The sequence below is a fragment of the Microcoleus sp. N9_A1 genome (assembly GCF_036701795.1).
Taxonomy (GTDB): domain Bacteria; phylum Cyanobacteriota; class Cyanobacteriia; order Cyanobacteriales; family Microcoleaceae; genus Microcoleus.
The window spans coordinates 193,234-214,805 of sequence record NZ_JAUBRI010000001.1 but is presented as its reverse complement, the minus strand read 5'-3'; the positions used below and the strand labels follow the sequence as shown (position 1 = coordinate 214,805).

Below are 21,572 nucleotides of genomic sequence, written 5' to 3'. Positions count from 1 at the left end.
GATGCAATTCCAGTCTAGAAAATATATTGTAGGTTGGGTTTAAAGCAACTTCAACCCAACCTATATCTAAATGTAATTTGCTCTAACAACTTTTTGCTTAACAGCAACCGCCCCCGTTATAGTGCCAAGTCGAATCAGTAATCAACACCTTATCCGGCATTAATCCCCCCAACTTCCCAGCCGTTTTATCGCACACCGCCGCCGGAACTCCGCGCTGCAAAACGTGACCGGCACCGTCATCAAATATCTCCTCAGAACCCGCATAAATCGCCGTCTTGCCAGTGAAAATGCAAGCGCCATCCGGGGGGATGTCCACTTTAAAAGACACTGAATCAAGGCTTTCTAACAGCAGATCCGCATCCAATTTGTAATTATGTTTGTCGAGCAACCGGTAAGGACGGCGCGCCCGGACTTCTACTTGCCCAAAACCCACATCTACAAGGTGTTGAACGTATTCTGCGTAGGTCAGAGCCCCCGACAAACACAAGGCCCGCAAGCGTTGGTCTTCCTTCAAATGCTGCGGAATTGGCCGGGTTGCGATCGGATCGCTCATCAACAATCTGCCACCCGGTTTTAACACCCGATAAGTCTCTTTTAATGCTTTAGCTAAATCCACCGGTTCAAAGATATTAAATAAGCAATTTTGTGCGACAACATCGACAGAAGCATCGGGCATCGGCAACGCAAAAGCATCGCCTTCCCGAATTTCCACAAAACTCGGATCAAACCACTCATTCTCGTGGGCTGCCTTTTGCAAGTTGCGTGCCGCAGCTTCTCGCATTGCTGCAACCGGATCTACGGCAATTACTGCTCCCTTTTTTCTAGAGAAATAAGCAAATTGCAGCGCTTCCAAACCGCCGCCGACGCCTACATAAAGCACGGTTGGATTGCCGACAAGTTCGGCGGCGTGGACTGTTGTACCGCAGCCGTAATTCATCTCTTGCATTTGTTCGGGAATTTTTAATCCTGGCAGTTGCAAGGGGCTGCTTTGGACGCAACAAAGTCCGATTTGGGGAGTTTCGGCAACGTCGCTGTAGAATTTGGCTGCTGTTTCGAGGTAGGTCATTTTTTAGTGTCCTTTAATTTTTGACCGCAGATGGAGCACGGGCGGGACGCCCATGCCACAAAGAAGCCCAGAAAGTTTTTGTTAGGTGGCAAATTCGACTTTTTGTTCGGATTTGGGGGGATTTTCGGGTTGGGAAACAGTTGTTTTGGGATCTGCTAATTCCGTGGTTGGCTGGCTAGGAGTTTCAGCGGCAACTGGTGGCGTTGGCTGTACAAGATTGGGAGACTCTTCTGGTATCGCGGGAGCGACTACTTTTGGTACTGGAGCTTTTCCTGTTATTTCTGGCAGGGTTGGTGGCTCTGAAGGATTAGAAGGTTGGGGTTCTTCACGCAAGAAGTTGCGGAACCGATTGTAGTATCCTTTATATTCCTGTTTTTTTGCTTGGGGAGATGCTGTTGCGGTCGGTTCTATTATTTTAACTGGTGCAACAACTTTCGGGGTTTCTAACTGTGGAGTTGCTGTCGGTGTCGTTTCTATTACTTGAACTGGTTTTACAAGTTTGGGCGCTTCGAGTTGGGGGGTTGCTGTAGGTGTCGTTTCTATTACTTGAATGGGAGCAACTTCGGGAGCGACTGTTGGCTCTAAGCTGGGTTCGGTAACAGGGGTTTCTGGAACCGCTGGTGAGGGTGGGACAACTGGTGTTTTTTCTAATGCAGGTGTCGGTGTCGGTTCCGGGGTTGGGGTTGGGGTTGGTGTGGGAGCAGGGGCTTGGTAGGTGCGATCGACTATACCGCGAGTTTCTGCTGCTGTTAGTTCGCCCCGCACTAATTTTGAAAGAGGATCTTGACCGAGCGGTTGGAAATTGATCAGTCTGACTGTATTATTAAAGGCGTTTTTGACAATTTTTTCCCGTTCGTCGATTAATTCTAGCTGTACCCAGTTTTTCCCTGGCTTGAATCCTTTAAGATATATAGGTTGCCACTGGTCGATCGCAAAGCTTTGGCCGTTAACTGTGGCTCGAATTTTCCAATCGAGTATTTCATCTTGGGAATTTTGTTGCGCCACTTGGTGCAGGGGAGCATTTGTCAGGTAAAAGTCAAGCATGATGGGTTCTGCCCCGTAGCTGCCTTGGGGGCTGTTGTACGTTAATAGGGGCAATGTTCGATCGGGATTATTGTTCTGTGTTTTGGTAAAAATGTGGAAGGTGGTTTGGGCGTAAGCACCTTCGTTTTTAAAGCTTTCTTCCCAAGGACGAGCCGCGAACACCCGCAGGGTATGGGTTCCGGGTTCTAAGTCTGAGAGTGTTAAAGGCTGGTTGATGTCGTAAACTGCTGCATAAGGTTGGTTGTCTAATAAAACTTGCAGGTGGGGCCCCAAACCCAAGTTTGCGTCTTTGAAAAGGGGTAAGTTCTTTACTTGGAACTGAACGGACACATTTATATCCTGAAGCACTTCGTCAGGTTTGGGATTCAAAATACTAATTTGAGGCTGATATATTTCTAGCGCCTGACGCAGTTGTTGAATGGCTTCTGGGGGAGAAACCTCTGAAATTTTGTTTGCTGGGGCGGTAGCTGAGCCACTCTTGTTCCCTGATGCGGGGAATTCGGACTCGCGCGCCCCACAACTTGCTAAACCGAAAATTAATACTGCTGCTGCGAACAATGCCACCAGCCTGCCCGCAACCGTTCTGTGCCAATTGATGCCAATCACGCAACCATACTCCTAGAAGCCTTCTCATAGGGAACTATAGCCCAAAACTGAATGTTGTATTGGGGAATTGCCGATCGGGAATTCGGGGCCCGTAGGAGCCCGGATTGAGGCTCCGTGGGCAACCCATCCGATCCGACTAATAACTCCTGCACCCATTTTCTTAAACATCTCTCTATAAATGAGTATTCCTCCATTCCCTAATCTTTGAGTTTTGTAAACTTAATGGCAATACCCCTTGACTTTTTTGAGGGTGTGTGGAAATTAAAGGGCTTATTACATCAAGAATTGAGGCTTTTTTAAGTATTGTTAACAAGCGATTAATACTTCTCAGAGCAGGCTTATAATTCATAAAACTCCCTCAAAAGGAGCAGCCGCATCAATCCTGAAATCAATCTTGAATCAAGGAGGCGATCGGCGGCTCCAGATAGCGAGAAGAGTTGGCAGTACCCAGGGACATTGTTAGCGACACTGGGGAACTGGCTTCTTCAAAGAAGCAAAATGCTTGGGGAGACGATGCACCTGCGTCTAACTCTGCAAAGAGTGAAGTGCAAGCAGTGTCGGCTTTCCCGAGAATCCCCGCCCGCTTTAGGACGGGGAGTGTCAGATACAGTATTCAGTTCTCGTTCCTTGTCTTACCGAGAGGAGAGTCTTCATGACCATTAGTCCTCCAGAGCGAGAGGTAAAAGTTAGAGTAGTAGTCGATAAGAATCCGGTTCCAACTTCTTTCGAGAAGTGGTCAAAACCAGGTCATTTCGATCGCACTCTAGCTAAGGGGCCAAAAACCACCACTTGGATTTGGAACCTCCACGCTAACGCTCACGACTTCGACAGTCATACAAGTGACTTAGAAGACGTTTCGCGCAAAATCTTTAGCGCTCACTTCGGCCACTTGGCAGTAATTTTCGTATGGTTGAGCGGCGCATATTTCCACGGCGCTAAATTCTCCAACTACGAAGCTTGGCTGACAGATCCTACAGCCATCAAGCCCAGCGCTCAAGTGGTTTGGCCGATTTTTGGTCAAGAAATTTTAAATGCAGATGTAGGCGGCGGCTTTCACGGAATTCAGATCACCTCTGGTCTGTTTCAACTGTGGCGCGCCAATGGCATCACTAACTCATACCAGCTATATTGCACTGCGATCGGCGCTTTGGTAATGGCAGCTTTGATGCTATTTGCCGGTTGGTTCCACTATCACGTCCGCGCTCCGAAACTGGAATGGTTTCAGAACGTAGAATCGATGATGAACCACCACTTGGCAGGTTTGCTAGGCTGTGGATGCTTGGGCTTTGCAGGACAACAAATTCACGTTGCTCTGCCGATAAATGCTTGCATGGACGCGATCGATGCAGGCGCACCCCTGACAGTGGGCGGCAAGCTGATTAAAACAGTTGCTGATATCCCCCTGCCGCATGAGTGGATTTTGACACCGGGCTTGATGGCTGACATCTACCCGAGTTTCGCAAAAGGTTTAACCCCCTTCTTCACCCTCAACTGGGGCGCATACGCAGACTTCCTGACCTTCAAAGGCGGTCTGAACCCTACTACAGGCGGTTTGTGGCTGACAGATACAGCGCACCATCACTTAGCTTTGGCAGTGCTGTTCATCGTCGCTGGACACTTCTATCGCACGAACTGGGGCATTGGCCACAGCTTCAAAGAAGTTCTGGAAGCTCACAAAGGCCCCTTCACTGGCGAAGGCCACAAGGGAATGTACGAAATTTTCACACAGTCTTGGCACTGCCAACTGTCGTGGAACTTGGCCTGGATGGGCTCTTTGAGCATCATCGTGGCTCACCACATGTACGCGATGCCTCCGTATCCGTACATCGCAACCGACTACCCGACTCAGCTATCCCTGTTCACCCACCACATGTGGATTGGCGGATTCCTGATTGTTGGAGCAGCGGCTCACGCAGCAATTTTCATGGTGCGAGATTACAATCCGACTCAGCACGTTAATAACTTGCTCGATCGCGTAATCCGCCATAGAGATGCAATTATCTCTCACCTCAACTGGGTTTGCATATTCTTAGGCTTCCACAGCTTCGGTTTGTACGTTCACAACGATACAATGCGGGCTTTCGGTCGTCCTCAAGATTTGTTCTCGGATACCGGGATTCAGTTGCGTCCGATATTTGCCCAGTGGGTGCAAAACATCCACGCTTTGGCTCCGGGAACAACAGCGCCTAATGCTACGGAAATCGTCAGCCACGCTTTTGGCGGCGGTGCAGTAGTAGTCGGTGGCAAAATAGCGATGATGCCGATCGAATTGGGTACGGCGGACTTTTTAATCCACCACATCCACGCTTTCACAATTCACGTTACAGTCCTGATTCTTTTGAAGGGCGTGTTGTTTGCACGCAGTTCACGCTTGGTTCCTGACAAAGGTAACTTGGGCTTCCGGTTCCCTTGCGACGGCCCCGGCCGTGGCGGCACCTGCCAAGTATCCGGTTGGGATCACGTTTTCCTCGGCTTGTTCTGGATGTACAACTGCATCTCGATCGTGATTTTCCACTTTAGCTGGAAAATGCAGTCGGACGTGTGGGGAACAGTATCGCCAGACGGCACAATTTCTCACATCACCGGCGGCAACTTCGCACAAAGTGCGATCACGATTAACGGCTGGCTGCGGGACTTCCTGTGGGCGCAAGCTTCTCAGGTAATTCAGTCCTACGGTTCGGCACTGTCGGCCTACGGTCTGATGTTCCTAGCCGGACACTTCGTATTCGCTTTCAGCTTGATGTTCCTGTTCAGCGGCCGCGGCTACTGGCAAGAACTGATTGAGTCCATTGTGTGGGCTCATAACAAACTCAAAGTGTCTCCGTCGATTCAGCCTCGCGCTCTGAGCATTATTCAGGGTCGGGCAGTGGGTGTAGCTCACTACCTCCTGGGAGGAATTGTCACTACTTGGGCATTCTTCCTAGCGCGAATCATCTCGGTAGGGTAAACTACCTTTAGGTTTTGGATTCAGGATTTGGGAGCAATCTCAAACCCAGAATCCAAACCTCGGAACCGAACCTCTTCAACGTTCAGGATTCAGGATTAATCAAGGCTTATGGCAACGAAATTTCCAAAATTTAGCCAAGACCTTGCCCAAGACCCGACCACACGGCGGATCTGGTACGGGATTGCCACAGCGCACGATTTTGAAAGCCACGATGGCATGACCGAAGAAAATCTTTACCAAAAGATTTTTGCTTCTCACTTCGGCCACCTAGCAATCATTTTCTTGTGGACTTCGGGCAGCCTGTTCCACGTAGCATGGCAAGGTAACTTTGAACAGTGGATTAAAGACCCCCTAAATGTCCGCCCGATCGCTCACGCGATTTGGGACCCTCAATTCGGTGCTCCTGCAGTAGAAGCTTTCACTCAAGCTGGCGCTTCTAACCCTGTTGACATCTCTTACTCCGGCGTATACCACTGGTGGTACACCCAAGGGGTTCGGACTAACGGCGACCTGTATCAAGGAGCTATCTTCTTGCTACTGCTGGCTTCTGTCATGCTGTTCGCAGGTTGGTTGCACCTTCAGCCCAAGTACCGCCCGAGCTTGTCTTGGTTCAAGAATGCTGAATCTCGCCTCAACCACCACTTGGCTGGTTTGTTCGGTGTCAGCTCTTTGGCTTGGACGGGTCACATGGTTCACGTTGCTATCCCCGAATCTCGCGGACAGCACGTAGGTTGGGACAACTTCTTGTCAACTCCGCCTCACCCAGCAGGTTTGGCTCCGTTCTTCACGGGTAACTGGGGCGTATACGCCGAAAACCCAGATGCAGCGAGCCATGTCTTCGGTACTGCCGAAGGTGCAGGAACAGCAATTCTGACTTTCTTGGGTGGCTTCCATCCTCAGACAGAATCTCTGTGGTTGACAGATATTGCTCATCACCACTTGGCGATCGCAGTTCTGTTTATCGTTGCCGGTCATATGTACCGGACTAACTTCGGTATCGGTCACAGCATCAAAGAAATGTGTGACGCCAAAGATTTCTTTGGCAAAAAAGTTGAAGGCCCGTTCAATATGCCTCACCAAGGCATTTACGAGACCTACAACAACTCGCTGCACTTCCAATTGGGTTGGCACCTCGCTGCTTTAGGCGTGATCACCTCCCTGGTAGCACAGCATATGTACGCGATGCCTCCCTACGCTTTCATGGCGCAGGATCACACGACAATGGCTGCGTTGTACACCCACCACCAGTACATTGCTGGTTTCATCATGGTCGGCGCTTTCGCCCACGGAGCTATCTTCTTGGTGCGGGACTACGATCCTGAAGCAAATAAAGGTAACGTGCTCGATCGCGTGTTGCAGCACAAAGAAGCGATTATCTCTCACTTGAGCTGGGTATCGCTGTTCTTGGGCTTCCACACTCTCGGCCTGTACGTTCACAACGACGTTGTAGTCGCTTTCGGAACTCCCGAAAAACAAATCTTGATTGAACCAGTGTTCGCACAGTTCATTCAAGCTGCTCACGGAAAGGCTCTGTACGGCATGGACGTACTGTTGTCTAACCCTGACAGTATTGCTTCTACCGCTTGGCCGAACTACGCTAACGTGTGGCTCCCAGGCTGGTTGGACGGAATTAACAGCAGCACTAACTCTCTGTTCTTGGCGATCGGACCTGGCGATTTCTTGGTTCACCACGCGATCGCACTTGGCTTGCACACCACCACCTTGATCTTGGTCAAGGGCGCTCTGGATGCACGCGGTTCTAAGCTGATGCCGGACAAAAAAGACTTCGGTTATGCTTTCCCTTGCGACGGCCCCGGCCGTGGCGGTACCTGCGATGTCTCTGCTTGGGACGCCATGTACCTGTCTGTTTTCTGGATGTTGAACACCCTAGCTTGGGTAACGTTCTACTGGCACTGGAAGCACCTAGGCATCTGGCAAGGTAACGTGGCTCAGTTCAATGAGTCTTCTACCTACCTGATGGGCTGGTTCCGCGATTACCTCTGGCTGTACTCTTCTCAGTTGATCAACGGTTACAACCCGTATGGTACTAACAACCTGTCAGTCTGGGCCTGGATGTTCTTATTCGGACACCTTGTTTGGGCAACTGGTTTCATGTTCCTGATCTCTTGGAGAGGTTACTGGCAAGAGTTGATCGAGACTTTGGTTTGGGCTCACGAGCGCACTCCTTTGGCTAACTTGGTTCGCTGGAAAGACAAGCCTGTTGCTTTGTCGATCGTCCAAGGTCGTTTGGTTGGCTTAGTTCACTTTACTGTGGGCAACGTCCTCACTTACGCGGCCTTTGTAATTGCCTCGACGGCCGGGAAATTCGGGTAACTCTGAACTCTGGTTTCTAGGTAATTAAATGAAATCCCCTGCCTTCTGGCGGGGGATTTTTTTGTATAGAAGAAGGAAGTTCGGCAACGGATTCTGTAACGGATGTAATGGATTTCAGGAATCAGGAAAATGCAGTCCGATTGATGTTCATCGGTGGGAGAATGCGAAATGGTTGGCTGAGTCTGTCAAGCAGGAATAAAAGTGCGATCGATCCTATAAACCTCATTTTGCGTAATAATAGAGAAAATCCTGAGTTTTCAACATGGTTCAACTGTCTTATGACTGGAATAATGAGGCTTATGTGTCTCTGCATCTGGTTCAGACCATGCTAGAGATGACGGGTTTGCCTCGCAAGAGTAGTTATTCTCACTGGATTCCTGAGTTTAAGGTGAAAGTACCTAGGCTAACTGCCAACGCTCTGATAGTTTGGACTCAAAAAGAAGTTGATTTCTTAGTAGAAGACGTGAGCCGGTATATTAACTTTCTGGTTGAAATTAAGACAGCTAAAACTAGACTTGATGAAGCAGCTCGCACTCAGTTAGGAACGTATCTGAAATACTCTCATACAAGATTTGGGATACTAATTGACCCATTTTCAGTAGAGATTTACGAATATACACAAGGGTCAGCGACTCTAAAGTGCAAGCACAATATAGAAAACCCAGAACAAGTTCAACCAGTAGCAAATTTCGTTAGAAATTTTTTGGATACAGTTAAAATGCGTACAATTGCAATTTACACAGCTAAGGGTGGAGTTGGCAAAACCACCTTAGTCGTTAACATAGCTTATGAATTAGCCAAAATGGGTAATAGAGTTTTAGTTGTTGACTTGGATGATCAAGCTAATGCTAGTTTATCTTTAGGAGTTAATAAAGCTGATGAGTTAGATAATGCTACAAATTTGAAAGAGTTTGTCACAATTTTGGAGTCCTTTAAAGAGCGAAAAGAACTCATTGAATTTTTAGAATACTACTCAGCCAATTTGAGCTATAAGGAATGTATTCAGCCTTCATCTTTAAATAAAATTATCAGTATTGCTAATGCTACAAAGGGAAGAATAGATGTTATTCCAAGCAGTTACAAAACGACAGACAGTAACATTTTAAGATTAGGTGCTTTTTCGCATAAAAAACTTGACAATGCCCTTTGGAAATCAGGTTTGTCAAACGATTATGACTATGTAGTTATTGATACGCCCCCTAGTTTTACTGCTGTTACTCAGAATGGTCTCATTGCTGCTCAGTATGTCATTATACCTTCGCAAATGGAGTATCTCTCAGTATATGCAATTAGGAAACCCATAAAAGAGGCAAAAGAAATTCAAGACAATACCAATGGTACGAGAGGCAATATCTTAGGAATAGTTCCTATGATGGTTGAAAATGTCAAGCTACACACTACTATAAAAGCTTTAGTTTCTAAGATATTCCGAGATATTCCTCTTCTTCCAGAGATAAAGCGAGCTACCGCTGTTGGTCAAGCTTCTCATGCTCGCCAACCTCTTTCTTTATTTGCTGAGCAGAATAAAGCAGCGAGTAGTGTAGCAACACAATTTTCAACTTTGACCGAACAAATCGTCAAACAAATAGATCACTTAGAAAGGAATAGCAGTAAGTAACATGGTCAACTTTTACAAAAAACTTGAGAGCCAACCTGCTCTTTTATTCTTAAATCAGATAGAAGTTTCTCAAGAAAAGTCAGGCACTTCAACCTCACTCCTCAAAAAAGTTTCCCAATCTGTTAGAGATTGGAACTTTAACCTGTCTCTGCCTATTGTTTGTCTCACCGATGAAGAAGATCAATACCATTTACTCACAGGTTTACCGATTTATGAAGCAACTAAGGAAGCTAATCTAATCAGGCTGTGGGTGTTTGTGATTGCGACCAAACAACCAGAAGCAGAAAAGGCTATTGAACAAGCTGTTTTGCAGTCAAAGCTGAACGAAAGAGTTGTTGAGCCTCAAGACGTTACAGATTTCTTGGATTTCATTAACAATCCCCAATCTGACCTTACCTCAATCCCTGGAGTTAAAGATGGATACGCAAAGCTGATCCGCGATAAGCGTGTTTACAGTTCTCTGGAAGATATGCAGAAAAAACTAGGTGCTAAGCGGGGCTTAAATTGGCTAAGAGCATACAAGCAATCAAAAAGCTAACTCGCCAGTTATTGAAGTTTTGAGAAGTGCGATCGCCCCTAACCTCACTTCACCCAAATGGCGATCGCCCTTATCCCCTCAAATCTCCCCATTCACCTGCATCTGATGCACCTTATCTGCCAACTCTTGCAAGCGCTTTTCGTCCAACTCGTCAATCGCCAGCATCCCGACATAGATGATTTCCTTCAGCGTTAGTCGGGTTGCTAGCGCCTTTTTCTGCACGAGATCCTTGATAATTGGGCTGACTCCGATCGCGGTACTGGCTCTAGTCACAAAACTAACGGGAGATTAACAACTTTGACTAAATCTTAGCACCTTTAAGCTAAGGTTTTAGCTGCGGTGCAAAATGTTTAAGCGCGTCTTGACAAGACGAAATGAAAGGTTTATAGTGGAAATGTGGAAAGAGCGATCGGCCTCAACCCCTCAAATTTCCCCATTAACCTGCATCTGATGTACCTTGTCAGCCAACTCTTGGCGGCTTTCCTTATCGAGTGCATCAATTGCCAGCATTCCCAAATACACGACTTCCTTCTGAGTTAGTCTTGTTGCTTGGGCTTGTTTTTGAATGACTTCCTTAATCACGGAACTGACCGCGATCGCAGTATTAGTTTTTGCCACGAAGAATAATCAACTATGAATAACTTTCCTTGATGTTAGCATCCTCGGTTAGATTAATTGCGATAATGTTTGACAATTCACAGTTAATCATGCTATAGTCTAGAAAATACAAAAAAGCTATCGCCCCCGGTCTAGATAACTAAAGGGCGATCGACCTACTCCTCCAAAACCTCAACCAAATCCTCAATCATCACATCAAAAGTTCGAGCTAACCTCCGCAGGCAAGTAAAGTCTACCATTGCCATTTCAGGACGACGAGCATAGCTTCTAACGGTGCTATAAATTACCCCAGAGCGATCGGATACTTCCTTAAGCGTCCAGCCCTTCTCCGCCGCTAGTTCCCGAATTTTTAGCCTGACTAAACCCATGCTTGATAGTTGATGCAATTGCGTAGTTATTTTATAAAGATAGATTATTTTGACCGAGGATGCTCAAGGTCGATCGGCTATTCCTCAATAATCTCCACCAAGTCCTCAATCATCACATCAAATGCCCGCGCTAACTTGTACAGGGCGGTAAAGTCAACCATTGATATTTCGGAACGACGAGCATAGCTGGTTATGGTGCTGTAGATCACGCCCGATCGCTCAGCCACCTCCTTAAATGTCCAGCCCCTCTCGGCCGCTAGCTCTCGCACTTTAACTCTGACTAAACCCATGCTTGACAAATAATGCAGTTGCGTTTTAAAATAATTATATCTGAAAAAGCAATCGCCCCAATCTCGAATGCTCAAGGTCGATCGGCTATTCTTCCAAAACCTCAACCAAATCCTCAATCATCACATCAAAAGTTCGAGCTAATTTCAGCAGTAAGGTAAAGTCAACCGTTGTCAGCCCCGGACAGCGGGCATAGTGCTTGACAGTGTTGTACACCACCCCAGAACGTTCTGAAACTTCCTTGAATGTCCAGCCTTTCTCGGCGGCTAGTTCTCTGACTTTAATTCTAACTAAACCCATGCTTGACAATGGGTGTTATAACACCTTACAATAATTTCATCTGAAAAAGCGATCGCCCTCTGGCCTCGAAAACTAAAAGGCGATCGTTTTCAAAACTTAAATAGACAGTTACTAGCTGTCTGACCTACCATCAATAGATTTATCTACAATCAGAATAGGCACTTACTATGATATCAGATACTTCGAGAAAATCATCGGCGATCGCAGAATCCAAGATAATTCACAAATCTCCCATCCTGCATCCGCTGGCGCGATTCGTCACCGAAGAAACAGTCGCACTGCTGTTCGATATCGCAGTAGACGAGATTTACCGCATCGAATGCTGCCGCTACATGGTTTACGTGCACGCCAAACACATCAGCCGCTTTGTCAGCTACGCCGATTTTCCCCCAATTATAGAAGTAAAGCCGATCGCCCTTCAAGATTTTGGCAGATGGTACAAACGCTGGAAAAGCAAGCTAGCACCGACATTTTGGACTAAATTCTACACGCACAAGTTTAAAAAAGCTGTTTCAGTTGACAGATTGCTGGAGTGGGGGAAATTGGTAGCTACGGTTAAATCGGTCATTTCTGGGGCGGCGCTGCAACAGCTACGAGATGTTTATGCCACCGAAAAAGATTTGATGGAAAGATTTTAAAGTGCGATCGCACGAGCAACTGTGAGAATGGGCACAGGCACAATTCAAATAAATGGCTAATGGATACAATGGAGGTAGAAAATGGACAATCACCATGCCTAGAAAAATTCGCGAGTTAAAAGCTCAGATTACCCGCGAAGGCTTTATTTGGCAAAACGCGGAAAAAGTAGCCATGAGAGATAGCAGCATCCTTTGATTAGCAAAACCTTAACAATTCCAGGCAAAGATGGAGATGATGTGCCACGCTATGAGAGAGAAGCAGTTGGCAATATTGTTAGCGGAACTCGACGAGTTAAAGGAGGAAGATTCATGAATCGATACAGTATGATCGTCCAATGGTCTGACGAAGATCAACTTTTCCTAGTGACAATTCCAGAATTTGCCGATCGCGTTATCATGCCCTGTACCCACGGCAAAACCCGCGAAGCAGCCATCCGACATGGCGAAGAAGTGCTCGAAATGTATCTAGAAGCTTGGCAGGAAGAAGGTGAACCCATCCCGAAACCTAGCATTCTTCAAATCGCCTGAGTATAATCCAAAGCCGAAAAGTTTGTGAATCGCAGCTATCCTTCTTCGTGAATCGCCTGTTCTCTTTGTCTATTAAACTGAGACAATTAGACGATGGAATTAGACTATTGATGAATTTCTGATTTTACCGATCGCGATTTAACTTTTAAAACACTTCATCTTCGATTCCCACCCACCATTCGCCCAGATTCATTAAATCCCGGTGGAGGTCGGCAAGTTCTATCATATATTCTTCAGTCGAAATCTCCGATCGCCTTTCTTGCAGTTTTTTCAGCCGCAGTTGCACCAACAGCCACGGTTTAGAAATCCCGTCGGTTGCTTCGATATATTTTGCGACATCTTGGCTATTCATGATTCTTTTTTAGATGGGATTTTTTTTACCGCAGAGAGCGCAGAGAGCGCAGAGGAGGAGAAGAGAGAGGTGTATATTTATGATGCTAATTTATTTAATATCATACCTTTTTTGAAATCGATTAAACAACTCTCTTTTTTCCATGTCAGTTGCAACTTATATTTTGCACCATTGTCGAGAACAGGCAAGATGCCTGTTCCACAAAGAATGAGTTCTGTTGTGTGGTGGGATTCTAGGCCGCCCGCCAACATCTTTTACCTGTAATCTGAAGTCTGAATGTTCTTCAACTTCGCTGCGTATTTCATGCCGTATTCCGGGCGGCAGAAGCGATCGATCTGAGACTCGAAAAACGCCCGATTCGCCTTCAAATGCTTCGGATTTGGATCGTCCAAAGGATACAGTAGGGCAACCCGCAAAGCTTGAATCACCCCCGAAGTAACGCAGTACATCGATCGCTGGAACGTTACGCCAATTTGATTGAGAATATCATCTTCGCCGCGACACCGCTGTTTGTAGAAATCCATCAAATAAGGCGGCAGGAAGTGCAGCATATCTTGTGCTAGCAAAGTCGGCGGAATTCCGGCAGTACCTACTGGGAATTTATCTGCATACAAAACTCCGTAGTGGAAGTCTTTTTGATCGTCGGGAACTTCCTTGGCTTGCGCGTTGTACGATTTGGTTCCCCGGAACGGCGAAGTGCGGTAAAATATAGCTTCTACATAAGGTAGCGCTGCTTCGTACAGCCAAGTGAAACCTTTAGATTTCGGGATGATTTCGTAGGTTTCGCCGTCGATGAGAACGTGGTGGTAAATCGGACGACCGGCGATCGCAAATATGCCATTTGTGATGAAATCCATCGCCTGCGGGACAGTGGTAACTTTGCCTTCGTCGTACAAGTCGGAAACTTCAAAAAATACCGGGGCCATTACTTCCCAAAACAAGCCGAGATTGCTGTAATAAGACATCTGGCGGCACTGTTCTAAAAACATTTCGGGGAATGCTTTGTGCAGCGCCAGCATTAACGGGTCTTTTTTGAAGTAAGCTTTAATGGCGCGATCGGCATTAGCTTTGTATTCGTCGGTGTCGAGATAAGGGTCAAACTGATTGACGGGAACGTACATCCCCCGGTGCCAAAGCATCGACCTCATAACTTCTTCGGCAAATTCCATGTTAATGCGATCGTGCCACAAATGGTGAAACAGTCGCGACTTTTTGCCAGTTTCCCCATTTTCCATGAACTCCAAGAGTTCTGGGTGGGCACTTCCAGTCCCCCGCCAAATCCGCAAATCTGCACCGTCACCTGAATAGTGATTTTGCAAATCTAAATACTCCTGGGGTAAGAAGTATTTAAAGAAGGGAAGCGGGTTTAAAAATACCCGTTCCGCGATGTAAAGCAAATCCCGCCAGTAGAAGTCCATCGGCACCGCGTAGGCTTTCCAAATAGCGATGATTTGCATCAGATTTTCCGGCGTATCTGGAATCATTGCGCCGCCAGCTTCCAGTCTGTGAATTACTTCAGCAAATTCGTGCTTAGAAGGAGGCAATTTAGTGGCTGGTTTAGTAGGAGTTTGTACCATTGTTTGTTCCTTGATTTGAATGAATCTCAATATTTAGAAATATTCGGAATTCGGTCTAGGGCTTACGCACAGGCAGTCAGAAATTTGGTTCCTTTACGAATATTCTTCGTTAAGGTCACGAGGAAGGGTAAAAAATTAAGGTTTGAATGTTTTTATGCCTCCAGGAATGTCGGAGGCAATCTTCTTGTTCGCAATCCCAGGCTCTGCGGACAGATAGCGCAAAATTTTGCAGTTAATCGTCGTTCTTGTCATCCCAAGGCTCCCGGCCTTGGGGAGAGCGGATGTTAATTAATGAGCCGTTCGAGCTAGTAATAGAAAAAGCATTAAATTCACCGTCGTCCATCTCGCCAACAACTCTGATTGTTTCACCTTTTGATACATTAATATCGCGCCACCGGCGGGGGCCGACATCGATTCTAATTCGACCGCTGCCGTCGTCAATAATCCACTCATTGTCATCAGCGTCTCCAAAACCGACTACTTTCCCAGAGATGGTAATTGGTGTTTTCGACGGTTGCAAATCGCTGATTCGAGTTAGCGCTTGTGCAAAGGCAGAAGTGGCTGCTCCAGATGAAAGAATGGTTGTCACTGCGAGCCAACTAAAAAGTTTTTTCCCTTTCATGAGTTTTCATTTCCTGGCAATCAGTGCTATTTTGTCAGTTAGCTAAAACTCTAGCGTCTATTTTTGAAGCTGCCGTCTGGGACTGCTATCTCCTATTTTAACACATTTATAATCTGCTGGAACCAGGAAGAAGAAGAAAGTAGAAAGCAGAAGAAAGCAGAATCATCAAAGACTCGTACTTTTTCCATCCCCCACTTTCTCACGCTCTATTTCTCCGGCTGATAGCTAACAGCTACTTGAGAATATCTACCCGTTGACAGAGTTACTGCGATCGCATTTGTAGTAGATTCGCTCCACTTCAGCAGCCACACTGGTTGCACTCCCAAGAAGAAAATGATCGCGGCTAAAACTAGGGCTGGCATATTTTCGGCAAACTTAACTGGAGGATAGTAAGCCGTGGCGTTGTCCAACTTTCCAAAACAGGTGCGGTTGAGCAGAATTACAAAGTAAACTGCTGTTAACCCCGAGGCTAAAATGCACAGTAAAGTCGGAATTGGAAATGCAGAAAAACTGCCTTGGAATACTAAAAATTCGGCGATAAAACCGACCAAACCGGGAATGCCGGCGCTTGCCATGCCACCCAAAACTAACAGCGAGCTCGCCGTGGGTAAACCCCGCATCGGATTCATCAAGCCGTTGAGCACGTCCAAATCCCGCGTGCCGGCTTTGGTTTCGATGATGCCTACTAGATAAAACAGCAAAGCTAGAATTAAGCCGTGGCTGACCATTTGCCCGACAGCACCGATTAAGGCGAGTTTGGTGCCCGCGGCGCAGGCGACGAGGATGTAGCCCATATGCCCGATCGAACTATAGGCTACCATGCGCTTGATGTCTTTTTGGGCGATCGCGCTCAAAGCACCGTACATCACGCTCACCGTCCCAATTATCGCTAAACCGGGAGCGATAATCGACCAAGTTTCGGGAAACATCTGCAAACCAAACCGGATCAAACCGTAAGTTCCCAACTTCGCCAAAACGCCTCCCAACAAAATTGCGGTTGCTGGCGAAGCTTCGACGTAGGCATCTGGTAGCCAAGTGTGCAGGGGAACTAAAGGAATTTTAATTGCCAACCCCAGCAGCACAATTGTTAGCAGGATTAATTGCGTTTTCAAGGGCAAGTCTTGAGTAGTAATCGCACTGTAATCGAAGTTTAAAGAGCCGCTCAGCCAAGCTACACCCAAAAATCCCGCTAAAACTAAAAGTCCCGAAACTGCCGTGTAAATCAGAAACTTCATCGCAGCGTATTCCCGCTGCTTGCCGCCCCAAATCGCAATCAACAGGTAAAACGGAATTAATTCTAGTTCGTAAAACAGGACGAACAGCAGCAAATTTTGAGACATTAAAGCTCCCACCACCCCCGCATTGATCAGTAAAATCAAAGAGTAATAAAGTTGGGGGCGAGCGATTTCTTCACCGGTACCATAGATTACTAATACCGTCAGTAATCCGGTTAAAACCACCAGTGGCAAAGATAAGCCATCAACCCCTAAGTTGTAGCTCAAACCTAATTGGGGAATCCAAGGCAAATATTCTTGAAATTGCAGTCCTGAATTTGTCGTATCAAATTGAGTCAACAGCAGGATATTCAACAGAAAAACAGCAGCAGCGAAAGCGGAGGCTACTGAACGCACCCGCATCGTATTCATGTTTCCGGGCAAGAACCCGACTACCGCAGCGCCCAACGCGGGCAACCAGAGCAAGGCACTAAGCATAATGTGTGAAGAGTGAAGAGTAAAGAATCTATTTTGTACGCTTTTGTGATTAATAATGTGAGATTTTAGATATTAACCTTCTCCCCTATTATCAATCACAAATTGCATCACTAATCAGCAAGAATACTGACTGCACCCGTGTCTAAATCGTAGTATCCACCAACAACTTTCAGTTTGTTCTCCTCAATTAACTTAGAGATAACTGGAGATGCTTTCAACCTTTTAGCTTGCAGCAAAACATTGGCTTTTACGGCATTTTCTAGATGATCGCCCGTTTGACCTTTCGAGCTTTCTACAGCAGGCTTAATTGCTTCTAGCAAACTGCCAATTTGACCGGGAACCTGAGCTCCTTTGATGGTTGCGTCTACCGCACCGCATCTTTTATGCCCGACTACCACAAGCACTTTTGCTCCAAGTACCAGAGTGCCAAATTCCAAGCTGCCAATTTCTTCTGGGGTAGCCACATTTCCGGCCACGCGACAGACAAATAAATCTCCAAATCCCTGATCGAAAATAATCTCGGAAGGAAAGCGGGAATCTGCACAGCCAAGAATAGCAGCAAAGGGTTTTTGATCTTTGGCTACTTCGGTGAGGCGGGGGAAGTCTTGGTGGGGACTTGTGCGTTTTTTGTCAACAAATCGCTTGTTCCCATCCATTAAGCTTTTCAAAGCTGCATCGGGATTCATGTCATTTTGAGCAATTGCTGGTGCCGGTGCAGCCACATCAGCGCCGACTCGTGCTGCGAGTATTCCTGTACCTATTGCTCCTGCTACAAATTTGAGTGAATTGCGTCGGGAAAGATTGACTGGTCGGTTATTGTCTTTCATGTACTTGGGATTGTTGGATCGGGTTTGAAATCTTTATTCAAGAGTTCATTTATTTAAAATTTTAGGTTGTAAATGTCACCTAAAATTTTATACGTTATATCTCTTTACCCACCAACAATCAACGAGAGGCGAGCCAACAGAGGCCAGCTTACTAGCAGTCCCAAAAGTGCAACTCCGAACAAAATTGTCAGGGCGTAAAATTGAGTTTGACCGTTGACGTTGTATTTGAGGCTCTGTCCGCCGAAAACTGTGGCTAAACCGATTAAGTTTACGAATCCGTCAACAATATTGCGATCGATCCAGGATATGATTTGGGATATCAGACCGACTGCAAATATCACGGTCACGCGGTAAAGTTGGGCGGTGTAAAAGTCGTAAGCAAAGAAGTCTTGCACGGCTTGAGAACCAATTCGCACTGGTTTTTCCCACTTTTCGTTCAGGTAAATAAATGCTCCGCCACCAATGCCGATCGCACTTGACAAAACTAACAGTCCCGCTGCTGTATAATTCAAAGTTGCCAAAGGCAGCAATTGCCACGCGGCGAGCAAGTGCGGAACGTGCAAGGTAAATCCCATTAACACGGTCATCGGCAAGATAAAAGGCCAGGAAACTTCGGGGGAACGTTCGGTCATTTGCTTTGGTTTACCACCAAAAACTAAACCGAAAACGCGCACTAAGCCAAAAGCAGTTACACCGTTGACAAACAGCAGGACTCCTAACAGTGAAGGGTGGGTATTCCAAAACCCGCCTGCTAGTTCCGATAACGCCCAGAAGCAGCCGAAGGGTGGCAGTCCAATTACTCCAGCAGCGCCGACAAGAAAGGATATGCCGGATATCGGCCGCTTCGCCCACAAACCGCCTAGAGAGCGGACATCCTGAGTAATGCTGTTCCAAACTACCGAACCGATGCTCATCACCAACAAACCCATTGCCAAGGTGTAGGCAAACATTAATGTCAGGGCTGTCTGGGTTTGTCCGGTACCGACGGCGATAAATACCAAGCCCATGTAAGAGCTAACTATATAGGAAAGTGTGCGTTTGATGTCGATTTGGGCGATCGCAATTAAGGAAGCACCAACGGCCGTTGCAGCACCTACAATAATAGTTGTCTTCAGTCCCACGGGCGACAAAGCGATGACCGGCTGCAATTTAATCAAAATCCAAGCGCCGGTTTCCACAACTACCGTGTTCCGCAAAATCGTTGCCGGCAAGGGGCCTTCCATCGCTTCATCCAGCCACAGGTGCAGGGGAAATTGAGCGCATTTGCCCATCGGGCCGGCAATCAAAGCTAAACTCAACAGCGTCGCCACTGTGGGGTCAATGTTTGCAGTCTGAGCCCAAACTGCCAACTCGTCAAAATTCCAAGTTCCCGCCAGCGGCAGAATTGCCACTACTCCCATCAGCAGGAATAAGTCTCCCACGCGCTTAGTCAAGAAAGCGTCGCGGGCTCCTGTCACCACCAAAGACTGATTGAACCACAGCCCGATTAGCAGGTAAGTTCCCAGAGTCAGGACTTCCAGAATCATGTAGCTGAAAAACAGAGAGTTGGACAAAACCAAGCCGCACATCCCCGCTTCAAACAGCCCCATCAGGGAAAAGAACCTCGCCCAGCCCCAGTCCATTTCCATGTAGCCGACTGCATAAATCTGCGCCAGAAAATTTAGTCCGGTAATCAAAACTGTCGCCCCGACGGTGACAGCAGAGATTTCTACGGGAATGGTTAAGTCTAAACCTGCCACATTCAGCCAGGGAATTAACTGGTGTTGCGTCGGTTGGTTCCAGATAGCTGTCAGGGCGATGACGCCGTGGACGAAAGCGAAGAAAGTTAAGATGGCGTTGACGTAACCGGAGGGTCTAGGCCCCGTGCGGCGAGTTATTGCTGGGAACCACAGTATCGAGAGAAATGCGCCGATGAGTGGATAGCAAGGTATAAACCAAACGGTCTGGAGTAGGATTTGAGCCATTGGCATTACCTGTAATTGTTACAAAAATTAAACAATCTGAGAATAATCTCGATCGTCAGAAGTAAAGATTTTTTGGGGTGACTGCGAGTTTCCTGTCGTTTTGAAGCCTGGAGCTGCAAAAATAGACTTATTAATTTTATATTAAGGATTGCCTGAAATTTTCATATTCCCTGATTCAGCATACTTATATAGAGATAAACTCTACTTATATGATGGAAATATCAGAGGGCGGTTGAAACCTGGTTTACACAAACGATGTCCGGATGGTGCGCGGACTAAGAGAGGATAACATAGGTCTTCAACCCGCTTGGAGTGGGTTTTGCCTGTATAGACGCGGTTTAAACCGCGAGCGTCTTCTAAGGATTAAAGTTGCTCAATTTCCCTAGCTAGTTGTGGGAGTTGGGCTTGGCGCTGTCCGATCGCCCTTGCCCTAACATTCAAAAGACCGATCGGCGTATTGAACAAATCTACCAGATCGGCGCGGGCGATCGCGCCTTTGGCCGCAGCAATCGGTAATTCCTTTAACAACCACCTAGCCAGCCGATACAAATATTCCCCTGTGGTGAATTCTCGCATCAAATCGACGCCGTGGAGTTCGTGCAAATATTTATTCGACTCGCCGTAGCGATACCATTGACTGTGCAACTGTTTCAGTGTACTGCGGTGCCGGTGTCGGACGATCGCACTTTCGGCAAAATACATTTTATATGATGTTTCCCGCAAAATCCGCCAACACAAGTCAGCATCGCCGCCACTGGTGAGGTAAGGGCGAAATAATCCTATTTGTTGTAAAACTAGCCTCCGTACAGCTAAATTTGCGGTTTGGCCGTAGGGACAAAAAAGGTGAGCGAGAGTATGTTTTTGAGATAAAGTATTTTGGCGATCGGCGTGTTGTTCTAAGATAGTTTTACCGGGCAATGCGAGTATTTCCCCAGCGCTAATTCCTATTTCTAAGTCAACGAATGGCTTAACTAAATTTTCCAGCCAGTCAGATTCCGGGCGACAGTCTGCATCGGTAAATGCGATGATTTCGCCTATTGAGGCGCGAATTCCTTTGTTTCTGGCGGCGTAGGAACTTTGAATCTGGTTTTCGGTGAGATTGCGAATGGTGATTTGACTGTTACTTCCCTTCTTACTTCCTCCCCTTAGCAAGGGGGGGACTGAGGGGGGGTTAGATGCTGCGGTTTGGAGGAGGGTTGAAGTGCGATCGCGACTTTTGTTGTCTACTAACAGATATTCTACACTGTGTGACGGGTAAGTTTGCGATCGCAGGCACTCGATCAACTCCGGCAAATCCATCTCGCCGTTGTAAACAGGCACAACCACCGAAACCTCCGGTAAAAACGTTTTAGTCATTCACAAACAACCTTAAACGATAGCATAACTAATATTGAGTAAGATTAAACGAACCGCGAAGGCGCTAAGGAGGCTAAGGAAGATAAATAAGCAAATGTAGTTCTTCCTTTGTCCTATAAGCCTCTTCGCGGTTCTTCAAATAATTAAAAAGCCTTACTAAGTTCCATTGCATTAACTGGATATAAATTGTCAAAATTATAACTTCCGAGCCTTAAACAGGCAAGATGCCTGTTCCACAACTCCATTCAGTTCTTGTGGAACAGGCATCT

Annotated in this window: 21 protein-coding genes; 7 read left to right on the top strand and 14 right to left on the bottom strand. The window is 46.7% G+C overall.

What is annotated here, in order from left to right; all coding sequences use genetic code 11:
- Positions 1-97: 97 nt before the first annotated feature.
- A complete protein-coding gene (gene arsM, locus QUA58_RS00855) occupies positions 98-1,066 on the bottom strand; it encodes an arsenosugar biosynthesis arsenite methyltransferase ArsM (RefSeq protein ID WP_333392657.1) in 969 nt (322 codons plus the stop codon).
- Between the two features lie 81 nt (positions 1,067-1,147).
- Positions 1,148-2,716: a hypothetical protein gene (locus tag QUA58_RS00850; protein WP_333392656.1), complete on the bottom strand. Its 1,569-nt coding sequence runs from the start codon at positions 2,714-2,716 to the stop codon at positions 1,148-1,150.
- 652 nt (positions 2,717-3,368) lie between these two features.
- Here QUA58_RS00850 and psaA point away from each other — a divergent pair.
- From psaA to QUA58_RS00830, 4 genes are all read left to right on the top strand, one after another.
- Complete coding sequence (gene psaA / locus QUA58_RS00845; RefSeq protein ID WP_333392655.1) at positions 3,369-5,663, top strand: photosystem I core protein PsaA; 2,295 nt, start codon at positions 3,369-3,371, stop codon at positions 5,661-5,663.
- Positions 5,664-5,771: 108 nt separating this feature from the next.
- Positions 5,772-7,997: a photosystem I core protein PsaB gene (gene psaB, locus QUA58_RS00840; protein WP_194010322.1), complete on the top strand. Its 2,226-nt coding sequence runs from the start codon at positions 5,772-5,774 to the stop codon at positions 7,995-7,997.
- Positions 7,998-8,259: 262 nt separating this feature from the next.
- The gene (locus QUA58_RS00835; RefSeq protein ID WP_333392654.1) at positions 8,260-9,615 is read left to right on the top strand and encodes an AAA family ATPase; all 1,356 of its coding nucleotides are present in this window, start codon (positions 8,260-8,262) and stop codon (positions 9,613-9,615) included.
- Between the two features lies 1 nt (position 9,616).
- Positions 9,617-10,153: a hypothetical protein gene (locus QUA58_RS00830; RefSeq protein ID WP_333392653.1), complete on the top strand. Its 537-nt coding sequence runs from the start codon at positions 9,617-9,619 to the stop codon at positions 10,151-10,153.
- Between the two features lie 78 nt (positions 10,154-10,231).
- Here the strand turns inward: QUA58_RS00830 and QUA58_RS00825 are convergent, their stop codons facing one another.
- The 5 genes from QUA58_RS00825 to QUA58_RS00805 form a co-directional block, all read right to left on the bottom strand.
- Complete coding sequence (locus tag QUA58_RS00825; RefSeq protein ID WP_236506338.1) at positions 10,232-10,426, bottom strand: hypothetical protein; 195 nt, start codon at positions 10,424-10,426, stop codon at positions 10,232-10,234.
- 150 nt (positions 10,427-10,576) lie between these two features.
- A complete protein-coding gene (locus QUA58_RS00820; protein ID WP_236506337.1) occupies positions 10,577-10,771 on the bottom strand; it encodes a hypothetical protein in 195 nt (64 codons plus the stop codon).
- Between the two features lie 155 nt (positions 10,772-10,926).
- Complete coding sequence (locus tag QUA58_RS00815; protein ID WP_193974409.1) at positions 10,927-11,139, bottom strand: helix-turn-helix domain-containing protein; 213 nt, start codon at positions 11,137-11,139, stop codon at positions 10,927-10,929.
- Positions 11,140-11,216: 77 nt separating this feature from the next.
- Positions 11,217-11,429, bottom strand: a complete 213-nt coding sequence (locus tag QUA58_RS00810; RefSeq protein WP_006631308.1) for a helix-turn-helix domain-containing protein — start codon at positions 11,427-11,429, stop codon at positions 11,217-11,219.
- Positions 11,430-11,514: 85 nt separating this feature from the next.
- The gene (locus tag QUA58_RS00805) at positions 11,515-11,727 is read right to left on the bottom strand and encodes a helix-turn-helix domain-containing protein (protein ID WP_006631306.1); all 213 of its coding nucleotides are present in this window, start codon (positions 11,725-11,727) and stop codon (positions 11,515-11,517) included.
- Between the two features lie 167 nt (positions 11,728-11,894).
- Between QUA58_RS00805 and QUA58_RS00800 the strand changes: the two genes are divergently transcribed.
- From QUA58_RS00800 to QUA58_RS00790, 3 genes are all read left to right on the top strand, one after another.
- Complete coding sequence (locus QUA58_RS00800; RefSeq protein ID WP_333392652.1) at positions 11,895-12,365, top strand: hypothetical protein; 471 nt, start codon at positions 11,895-11,897, stop codon at positions 12,363-12,365.
- 52 nt (positions 12,366-12,417) lie between these two features.
- A complete protein-coding gene (locus QUA58_RS00795; protein ID WP_228042149.1) occupies positions 12,418-12,561 on the top strand; it encodes a hypothetical protein in 144 nt (47 codons plus the stop codon).
- 113 nt (positions 12,562-12,674) lie between these two features.
- Positions 12,675-12,893 carry a type II toxin-antitoxin system HicB family antitoxin gene (locus QUA58_RS00790; protein ID WP_333392667.1) on the top strand — a complete coding sequence of 73 codons (219 nt, stop codon included), beginning with the start codon at positions 12,675-12,677 and terminating at the stop codon, positions 12,891-12,893.
- Positions 12,894-13,038: 145 nt separating this feature from the next.
- On the opposite strand, the gene QUA58_RS00785 is transcribed toward QUA58_RS00790, so the two are convergent.
- The 7 genes from QUA58_RS00785 to QUA58_RS00755 all read right to left on the bottom strand — a co-directional run bounded on the left by QUA58_RS00785 (position 13,039) and on the right by QUA58_RS00755 (position 21,303).
- Positions 13,039-13,245, bottom strand: a complete 207-nt coding sequence (locus QUA58_RS00785; RefSeq protein ID WP_333248265.1) for a hypothetical protein — start codon at positions 13,243-13,245, stop codon at positions 13,039-13,041.
- Positions 13,246-13,499: 254 nt separating this feature from the next.
- Positions 13,500-14,822 carry a CO2 hydration protein gene (locus tag QUA58_RS00780; protein ID WP_333392651.1) on the bottom strand — a complete coding sequence of 441 codons (1,323 nt, stop codon included), beginning with the start codon at positions 14,820-14,822 and terminating at the stop codon, positions 13,500-13,502.
- A 232-nt stretch (positions 14,823-15,054) separates the two neighbouring features.
- A complete protein-coding gene (locus tag QUA58_RS00775) occupies positions 15,055-15,444 on the bottom strand; it encodes a NirD/YgiW/YdeI family stress tolerance protein (RefSeq protein ID WP_333392650.1) in 390 nt (129 codons plus the stop codon).
- A 206-nt stretch (positions 15,445-15,650) separates the two neighbouring features.
- Entirely contained in the window at positions 15,651-17,156 is a 1,506-nt protein-coding gene (locus QUA58_RS00770; protein WP_333392649.1) for an NADH-quinone oxidoreductase subunit M, read from the bottom strand.
- A gap of 110 nt (positions 17,157-17,266) precedes the next feature.
- Positions 17,267-17,983: a carbonic anhydrase gene (locus tag QUA58_RS00765; protein ID WP_333088094.1), complete on the bottom strand. Its 717-nt coding sequence runs from the start codon at positions 17,981-17,983 to the stop codon at positions 17,267-17,269.
- A gap of 104 nt (positions 17,984-18,087) precedes the next feature.
- A complete protein-coding gene (locus QUA58_RS00760; RefSeq protein ID WP_333392648.1) occupies positions 18,088-19,947 on the bottom strand; it encodes an NAD(P)H-quinone oxidoreductase subunit F in 1,860 nt (619 codons plus the stop codon).
- A gap of 363 nt (positions 19,948-20,310) precedes the next feature.
- Positions 20,311-21,303, bottom strand: coding sequence for a glycosyltransferase (locus QUA58_RS00755; protein ID WP_333392647.1), 993 nt, complete (start codon positions 21,301-21,303; stop codon positions 20,311-20,313).
- Between the last annotated feature and the right edge of the window lie 269 nt (positions 21,304-21,572).

Bases quoted from the DNA above. Each gene is read 5' to 3' on its own strand.
- QUA58_RS00785 (WP_333248265.1), bottom strand. From the start codon at position 13,245: ATGAATAGCCAAGATGTCGCAAAATATATCGAAGCAACCGACGGGATT.
- psaA (WP_333392655.1), top strand. From the start codon at position 3,369: ATGACCATTAGTCCTCCAGAGCGAGAGGTAAAAGTTAGAGTAGTAGTC.
- QUA58_RS00800 (WP_333392652.1), top strand. From the start codon at position 11,895: ATGATATCAGATACTTCGAGAAAATCATCGGCGATCGCAGAATCCAAG.
- QUA58_RS00775 (WP_333392650.1), bottom strand. From the start codon at position 15,444: ATGAAAGGGAAAAAACTTTTTAGTTGGCTCGCAGTGACAACCATTCTT.
- QUA58_RS00770 (WP_333392649.1), bottom strand. From the start codon at position 17,156: ATGCTTAGTGCCTTGCTCTGGTTGCCCGCGTTGGGCGCTGCGGTAGTC.
- QUA58_RS00790 (WP_333392667.1), top strand. From the start codon at position 12,675: ATGAATCGATACAGTATGATCGTCCAATGGTCTGACGAAGATCAACTT.
- QUA58_RS00780 (WP_333392651.1), bottom strand. From the start codon at position 14,822: ATGGTACAAACTCCTACTAAACCAGCCACTAAATTGCCTCCTTCTAAG.
- QUA58_RS00830 (WP_333392653.1), top strand. From the start codon at position 9,617: ATGGTCAACTTTTACAAAAAACTTGAGAGCCAACCTGCTCTTTTATTC.
- QUA58_RS00765 (WP_333088094.1), bottom strand. From the start codon at position 17,983: ATGAAAGACAATAACCGACCAGTCAATCTTTCCCGACGCAATTCACTC.
- QUA58_RS00755 (WP_333392647.1), bottom strand. From the start codon at position 21,303: ATGACTAAAACGTTTTTACCGGAGGTTTCGGTGGTTGTGCCTGTTTAC.
- psaB (WP_194010322.1), top strand. From the start codon at position 5,772: ATGGCAACGAAATTTCCAAAATTTAGCCAAGACCTTGCCCAAGACCCG.
- QUA58_RS00760 (WP_333392648.1), bottom strand. From the start codon at position 19,947: ATGGCTCAAATCCTACTCCAGACCGTTTGGTTTATACCTTGCTATCCA.
- arsM (WP_333392657.1), bottom strand. From the start codon at position 1,066: ATGACCTACCTCGAAACAGCAGCCAAATTCTACAGCGACGTTGCCGAA.
- QUA58_RS00805 (WP_006631306.1), bottom strand. From the start codon at position 11,727: ATGGGTTTAGTTAGAATTAAAGTCAGAGAACTAGCCGCCGAGAAAGGC.
- QUA58_RS00835 (WP_333392654.1), top strand. From the start codon at position 8,260: ATGGTTCAACTGTCTTATGACTGGAATAATGAGGCTTATGTGTCTCTG.
- QUA58_RS00815 (WP_193974409.1), bottom strand. From the start codon at position 11,139: ATGGGTTTAGTCAGGCTAAAAATTCGGGAACTAGCGGCGGAGAAGGGC.
- QUA58_RS00810 (WP_006631308.1), bottom strand. From the start codon at position 11,429: ATGGGTTTAGTCAGAGTTAAAGTGCGAGAGCTAGCGGCCGAGAGGGGC.
- QUA58_RS00795 (WP_228042149.1), top strand. From the start codon at position 12,418: ATGGCTAATGGATACAATGGAGGTAGAAAATGGACAATCACCATGCCT.